This is a genomic window from Actinobacillus minor NM305, assembly GCF_000175195.1.
In the GTDB taxonomy this organism is placed as follows: Bacteria; Pseudomonadota; Gammaproteobacteria; order Enterobacterales; family Pasteurellaceae; genus Haemophilus_A; species Haemophilus_A minor.
In genome coordinates this window covers 1-7,500 of record NZ_ACQL01000074.1, presented here as the reverse complement: position 1 = coordinate 7,500, position 7,500 = coordinate 1, and the positions used below count along the sequence as shown (strand labels likewise).

At 38.3% G+C, this 7,500-nt stretch carries 6 protein-coding genes; 1 reads left to right on the top strand and 5 read right to left on the bottom strand.

What is annotated here, in order from left to right; translation table 11 throughout:
- Positions 1-3,191, bottom strand: a 3,191-nt coding sequence (locus AM305_RS04230; protein ID WP_005823400.1) for a collagen-flanked surface repeat-containing protein, incomplete at its 3' end; no start/stop codon positions are given.
- Between the two features lie 769 nt (positions 3,192-3,960).
- Between AM305_RS04230 and AM305_RS04225 the strand changes: the two genes are divergently transcribed.
- Positions 3,961-5,316 (top strand): sodium-dependent transporter, encoded by a 1,356-nt coding sequence (locus tag AM305_RS04225; protein WP_005823396.1) that lies wholly within the window; start codon positions 3,961-3,963, stop codon positions 5,314-5,316.
- A 688-nt stretch (positions 5,317-6,004) separates the two neighbouring features.
- Here AM305_RS04225 and AM305_RS04220 read toward each other — a convergent pair.
- The 4 genes from AM305_RS04220 to AM305_RS11810 form a co-directional block, all read right to left on the bottom strand.
- The gene (locus tag AM305_RS04220; protein WP_005817761.1) at positions 6,005-6,367 is read right to left on the bottom strand and encodes a helix-turn-helix domain-containing protein; all 363 of its coding nucleotides are present in this window, start codon (positions 6,365-6,367) and stop codon (positions 6,005-6,007) included.
- Between the two features lie 14 nt (positions 6,368-6,381).
- Positions 6,382-6,684, bottom strand: coding sequence for a type II toxin-antitoxin system HigB family toxin (locus tag AM305_RS04215; RefSeq protein WP_005823395.1), 303 nt, complete (start codon positions 6,682-6,684; stop codon positions 6,382-6,384).
- 164 nt (positions 6,685-6,848) lie between these two features.
- Positions 6,849-7,190 (bottom strand): phage integrase central domain-containing protein, encoded by a 342-nt coding sequence (locus AM305_RS11815; RefSeq protein WP_474362269.1) that lies wholly within the window; start codon positions 7,188-7,190, stop codon positions 6,849-6,851.
- 57 nt (positions 7,191-7,247) lie between these two features.
- The coding region (locus AM305_RS11810) for an Arm DNA-binding domain-containing protein (RefSeq protein ID WP_160162328.1) at positions 7,248-7,500 on the bottom strand (253 nt) is incomplete at its 5' end.

The following is a 7,500-nucleotide window of genomic DNA, read 5'->3' as shown; positions in this document are numbered from 1 at the left end:
ACTGACTTACCGTCTGCACCTTTTTCACCGGTTGCACCATCTTTAACAATAGAAGTGGTTTGTGTACCATCTGCATTCGTGATAGTGATCGTATGTGTACCATTCTTGTTATCTGTAATTGTTACAGTTGGAGATACGCCGTCTTTACCATTTTTCGGCGCAGTGGTAGAGAAAGTAAAGTTGTTACCTTCTTGTTTAATATTAATGTTATCGCCAGCAACTAATTTTACTAAATCGCCCGCTTTGATTAATTGCTCAGTTTGTGTACCACTTACTATTCCACCATCTTGAGCTGAAGTAACTCGCCAACCCATACTATTTAAAGTAGTAACAAGATCGCCTGCTTTAACAAATTTATTTGCATCAGCTCCCGTAGGAATACTAATGCTACCAGCTGTGTTTCCACTCGTAATTGTCGTTAGCGTTGTATTTAATACGTTATATGCAATATTGCCCGTAGCTGGATCAAGTGTAACTTCTGTGCCGTTGCCATTCACAAAATTCACCTTACCGGATGAATTTGTTGCAGCCTTACCATTTACGTTTACGTAGTTGAAAAGCTGATCACCTGTAACCGCATCGTGCGATCCATTTGTAACGTTACCGTTTTCGATATTGCTAACAACTTGCATCGCGCCATTGTTATCACGTGCATAAATTTTTGTGTTGCCCGTGTATGGTGTCGCACCATCTTTTAATGAGCCGTCAGCATTTAATTGATCTGCTTTATAAAGTTTGCCATCAATTAAAACTAATTTTGAACCATCTTCTGCAACATACTCAAATGGCGATTCTGCGTTCACGGTATAGTTCGTTGAACCGTTCGCATTTTTTGTTGTGGTTACATTTGTGTTTTTACCTGATTTAACGTAGGTTGTGGTGGCGTTAAGTTGCGACAAGTTCACGGCGTCAGTATCCGCTGTGCCGGTGCTAACATTGGTGATTTTGCCACCGCCCATATCTGCACCCTTAAAGTTCGGGATCTCTTTCATTAGGATATGGAATTCTGTATCGCCTGTGTTTTTTTGTTGGCGGTAAACCTCGATGTTGGCGCCGGTGTAGCGATTTGCACCTTCACCATAGAACTGAGTACTTGTAATCGTAACGGTTCTATTGGTGTTTGTGTCCCATTTTTGACCATTGGCGTCTGTAACTTGTCCATTGCCGGTTTTTTCAGCTTTGAACGTCAGGCTGCCGATAGAGGCGTCTAATTTCTCAGCAACGTGGTAAAGTTGTGAACCGTTAATCGCATCAGTTGAAGTTGCAGAAATATTACCAGCTGCAACGTTAATAATTCTACGTTCTGCGCCTTGTGCGCCCACAGAAACCACACCTGCCGCCGCTAAGCCGGCAAAATTTGCGCTGGTGTAGGTAATTCTACCCACAGTGGCATCGCCAACTGCGGTTGGTTTTCCGTTAATAGTAGTATTAGATGATTCGCTACTGCTATTACCTAAAATCACATTATTGTCGGCTGTTGCGGTTATACTATTGCCCATCACAAAGGTGTTATTGGCGGTTACGTTATTGTTCATACCAATAGAGCTAGAATAGTTGCCCGTTACGGTAGAGTTATAACCTAAAACCGTTGATGCGTTACCGCTTGAGTTAGTTCTTGCCCCTAAAGCAACGGCTCTATGCCCTTTGGCATTGGCTTGATAACCGTAAGCACTTGCTGCGACACTGGTTGCATTCGCTTCTGAACCTATCGCTAAGGCAAGGTTTTCTGACGATGTTGCATTTGAACCAATAGCAAAAGCATTCGCGCCACTTGTCGTTGCATTATCACCAATCGCAATTGCCATTGATGCGCTATTTTTTGAAACGTTTGCATTCTTACCAATGGCAATAGCTTGTGCGGCTAGCGCAGTTGCACTTGAACCAATAGCAACAGTATTTTCATTTTTTGCATTAGCTTGGTTACCGATAGCAGTTGCATTTAAATTGGTAGCATTGGAAACATTACCAATTGCAATACCACCGTTTCCACTTGCATTAGAAGTATTACCAATCGCAATTGAGTTTGTGCCGGAAGCGGTGGTATTGACCCCTGCGGTGACACTTTTCAAGCCCGTTGCGCCTGCTGCATCGGTAATAAGCCCTAAGTTGGTTTGAGCATTACCGCCTCTTCCTTGATTGGCATCTGTATAGGTATGGAAATAGGTGTTTGAAACTTGATTCTCTAACGCTGAAGCAATAGTGTAGAGTTGAGAGCCATTAATTGCATCGGTAGAGGTTGAGCTTAATCGTCCTGCAGCAACATTAGTGATAGTGCGTGTTGCTGTCGCATTCCCTACACTTACTGTTGAATAAGCTGAACCGCCAGCAAAAGTGACGTTTGTACCTACAATGGTGTGGTTTGGTGTATTCACTGGCGCACTGGTTGCAGAACCAGAACCTAACGCCACTGATCCATCAATGGTCGCACTTGATTTTGAGCCTAACGCCAATGCGCTATTACCACTCGCAGCAGACTCGTGACCTAATGCAGTTGCGAAATCTCCCGTCGCATCGGCTTCATTACCGACAGACGTTGCGCCTGCTTTTGTTGCGGTTGTGTTACGACCTAGTGCTATGGCTGATGTCCCATTAGCTACTGCATCTCTACCGATTGCCGTGCTGTTCTCCCCACTTGAAGTAGCTTTACCTATCGCTACAGCGTATGTTCCAGAGGATTGAGAATAGTCACCAACTGCAGTGCTATGAGAACCTTGGGCAATAGCATTATTACCCAACGCTGTTGCGCGTTGTCCTGTTGCTTTTGCGTTTTCCCCTACCGCCGTAGAAATATTAGTCGCTATAGCATTATTCCCCACAGCTACCGAGTAGTCATTAACTTGCGCACCAACCCCTAAAGCTGCTTTAGTGCCATCAGCATATCCAACAAATTTAGTACCACCATTAGTACCTGTTTGATAGATATGTTGTTCTCCAGAACAATTTAATATTGAACCATCAGCTTTAGCAAGACAGTAACTGTTTACAAGTTGTGATGTCGTTGTTACTGCCGCTTGTGCATCGCTTCCAATAGATACGCCTGCTACCGACATACCAACAGCAAGCGCAACCTGACTTAGACTTACTCGCTTATCCGTTTTTGATGATGATTTCCCTTTAGAATGGGTTAATTCAGATACCACATCAAACCTTTGGGCAGCATGGTTCCAAATAACCTTAAATATCTTATTCATTATGTTCTCCGAATTTGTAACAAATAATCTATAAACAAAAAATTGAACAAAATTAATGTCCCTATTAATAATAAAAGCTCTATATACCCATTCACTCAAAAAATGGTATATTCGCTACAAAAATGGCTTTCATACTCCTCAACAAATAACACTAAACCCCATCAAAGCATATGAATTAAATGTATAAAAAAACCGCTTGGAATTCTAATACTCAAATAGGAAAAAACAATGAAATTTTTTATCAAAAAAGCGCCATAAAAATCATTAAAATGAAAACAACACAATCAAAACAGACAAATAATAATCAAAATTTACAAAAACACATTTCATACTTACAATCAAAATAACTTATGCATCAGATAAATTATTTCAACATCAGGCAAGGCAAGGCAAGGCAAGGCAAGGCAAGAAATCTTAAATTTATGAATTTATAAAATCAAAATACAATCTTTACAAAAAACAAATTAAAAATACAAATAATGACAATTGCACAGATAGCTTATTTCTATTGATTATTTTTTGACATAAATCAATTTTTACAAAAACTCAGATAATGAGGCAAAATTCTGCCATAACATTATTAAAATAATAAAAGATAAATAAAAAATCAAATGAAGCATATAACTGCTTCTTTTTTTACTATCAACATTACAATATGCAGAAAACATCATATAAGTATAAAAAGAAAAGAGTTTCTTTATTGATTAGGCATAGAAATTTATTTATTGCTTAGATATACTAATATAATTTAGTTTTATCGGAGAAAATAATGTCTAATCAACCAGAACGCCAATCGTGGTCTAACCGTTTGGCTTATATCATGACTGTTGCCGGGGCAACTGTCGGTTTCGGTGCTACTTGGCGTTTTCCTTATTTAGTTGGGGAAAACGGTGGGGGCGCTTATGTTTTCCTTTTTTGTGTCGCAATGATTGTGATCGGTATCCCAATGATTTTAGTTGAAAACGTCATTGGTCGCCGTATGAAAGTGAATGCAATTGATGCCTTTGCAGGAAAAGCAAATGGTAAGAAAATTCCGGCCGCTTGGAAAACACTTGGTTATATGGGTTTACTGGGTGCTTTTGGTATTTTAGCCTATTACATGGTGCTTGGTGGCTGGGTGCTTAACTATATTGGAAGTTTGATTATTGGGCAGTTAGATCTTTCTACGCCTGTTAATGTAGAAACAACAGCTAACTTCTTCAAAACGCATATTCATGAATCACCATGGACGATTATTGCCTATACTGCATTGTTTGTTTTAGTCAATTACTTCATTCTAGCCAAAGGTATTGTTGATGGTATTGAGCGCTCGGTAAAATACCTCATGCCTCTACTCTTTGTGTTCTTGCTCGTTATGGTTGTGCGTAATGTTACTCTTCCTGGAGCAGCAGAAGGTATTGCATTTTATTTAATGCCCGATTTTTCAAAAATTACGCCACAATTATTTGTCTTTGTATTAGGGCAAGTATTCTTTGCATTAAGCCTTGGATTTGGAGTGTTGATTACTTTATCTAGCTATTTAGATAAAAATGAAAATTTAGTTAAAACCGCCACAATCACAGGTATTATGAATACTTTAATTGCGGTATTAGCCGGCTTTATGATTTTCCCTTCGTTATTTAGCTTTGGTGTACCGCCAAATTCTGGTCCAACACTTGTGTTCCAAAGTTTGCCTATCGTATTCTCAAATATGTGGGGGGGGACCATTTTTGCGACTATTTTCTTTTCTTTATTAGTAGTGGCAGCATTAACGACTTCACTCACGATTTATGAAGTGATTATTACTTCACTGCAAGAAAAAACCAAAATGGGACGTAAGAAAGCCATTGCTTTAACATTAGGTACGATCTTTATTTTAGGAAATATTCCTTCTGTATTAGGCGATAATCATTGGAAAGACGTTACTATTATGGGCAAAAGTATTTTTGATGCCTTTGACTATATTAGTGGAAATATCTTATTTATTCTTACCGCATTAGGAAGCGCAATTTTTGTTGGCTTTGTTCTAAAAGATGAAGCGAAAGATGAGTTAGGCGCAAACAAAACATTTACAACCATTTGGTTTAACTATGTGAAGTTTGTTATTCCTGTGATTATTTTAGTGATTTTCTTTAATTCACTTTAATATTTAAGATATAGAAATAGCGGTTAAATACCGCTATTTCAGATTGCTGACAAAGGTTATATTTGAGCAATAACCTAGCACGAGCCGTGCTAGGTTCATTAAGCCCAGCCCCGCTGGGGCTGAAAGGAAGAGCCGCAGAGCGGCTCAGATTAAGTAACCCTATACAGCTCGTATAGGGTTTGTCAGCGGTCTGATAGCGGTTAAATACCGCTATTTTTTTGCTCTGAATGATTTCTTATGACATTTTACTTGCGTTTTTAATTTTAATTTTAATTTTAATTTCGCTTAGTTTCATGTTTTTTGCCTTTTAAAGAAAGTATCAAAATCCCGTTGTGTAACCTCATTTGATTAAAATATATCCGAGGTAACATTTGAGGTAACTCGAGGGCGTGAATGTAAGCGAACCTAAAGGCCCTAAAAAACTTAAATTTGCTATAAAGCATTGATTTTATAAAGTTTTTGAACTTTTGCGAACGTATAAAAACTTCGAGGTGGTCCCCTACCGAGTTTGACTTATATCGGATAAACCCTTTAACTAAAAGGGTTTCTTGTGGTTTGATTTATTAGCGTATAACTAAACCAAAAAATCAACCATAAAAAAAGAGTGTGCGGTGTTGCCGTATACCCCTTTAATTCTTGGAGCCATAAAAAGCCCTACATTCAAAAAATGTAAGGCTTTGCGTTATTTCTATATCGCTTGAATTAAAACATCGGCTGATATATTCATTTTTTCGTGAATTCTGCGGATCATGGTAAGCGTTAGCGGTCTCGTCTTATTAAAAATCTCATAAACTCTATTCGGCTTCCCGATAATGCCTTCTAAATCCTTAACCGCCAATCCTTCTTGCTCCATTCTGAATTTTATTGCCTCGATAGGGTCTGGCGGTGTGATGTGATAGTGCTTATTTTCGTAGTTTTCAATAAGTGAAATCATAACATCTAAAAAATCCGCTTCTTGCTCTGTTAATTCCTCCGCTTTATCAAAATAAGGCTCTACGATTTTTAAAGCCTGTAAATAGTCGTCATTTGTTTTAATCGGCTTGATTTGCATTGAATTATCCTCTTTTATTGCATTTCTACGGTTTCTGCGTTGATTTTGTCATATTCTGAATGTGTACCAATGAATTTGATATACATTGCTCCTAAACGATAAGCGACAGCCACAATAATGCGATAATCATTACCCTTGATATTAAAAACAATTCGATTATTTGCCAAAAAGCTAGCACTCCGGTAGTGTGCTTTAATCTCTTGCGGTGTTTTCCAGTCCGCATTTTTAACCTCCGCAAGCCATGCTTTTAGCGGTTGCTCTGCGTCTTGGTGCTTTCTATAAAACTCTATGATCTTAGCGGTTGAAATTACTCTCATTTATCCCCCTTGCTGTTATGAATCATAATCCCATTTTGGGACTGTTGCAAGAAAAAGCTACCTCTCTAATTTGGGTAGCTTTTAATGGGTATTTAGCATTGTAACTAATTGCCATTCTACTAATAATTTAGTAATGGGCGATCTACTTGAGCGTTGTAAATCCTCTAAAATTCCACAAGCTCCGCCGGTGTAATTGCTGGCTGATTTACTGCTTTAGGAAGATTGAATACTTTTTTTAGAGAATGCAAAGGATTAAGGGGCTCTCTCTCAAGTATTGCTGCATAATCCATAATTTCTACAAGATTTCGGGCAATTCTATAAATAGTATCTGGGGTTTTCTTATAGGACTCATCTAAAGCATGAACAACATTTTTTAAGGTAATATCTGCAAGCCTTACCCCTTCAAAACGAGGGAATAAATGATTTTCAAGCCTCAGCATTGTTTTTTCAATAGTTTTAGGGTTCAACGGCTTTTTAGTTTCTGCTCTTTGCTTCTTCCATTCAATCCACTTATAAGCAAAAGATCGTAGCGCTTCGTTTTATTCTTCCGCTTTTTGCGCCTGTTATTCTAAATGCGTTTTAGGACAAATACCATCAGATAAAAGTTTGTAATAATTTCGGGCTTCTTCTCTAGCTTCCGTTAGCGTTTTGAAAGGATATTTACCTAAACTAAGTTTTATCCGTTTGCCTGTTTCGGGGCTTTGGTAAATAAACTTCCAAAGTTTAGAGTTATTTGGCTTGATAAGTAAGTGGAGATTATAACCATCAAATAATGAATAATCTTTTGCCTTGGGCTTGGCATTTTTGATCTTAATG

What these genes read in the sequence shown, in the direction of transcription:
- AM305_RS04225 (WP_005823396.1), top strand. Translation starts at nt 3,961, where the DNA reads ATGTCTAATCAACCAGAACGCCAATCGTGGTCTAACCGTTTGGCTTAT.
- AM305_RS04215 (WP_005823395.1), bottom strand. Translation starts at nt 6,684, where the DNA reads ATGAGAGTAATTTCAACCGCTAAGATCATAGAGTTTTATAGAAAGCAC.
- AM305_RS04220 (WP_005817761.1), bottom strand. Translation starts at nt 6,367, where the DNA reads ATGCAAATCAAGCCGATTAAAACAAATGACGACTATTTACAGGCTTTA.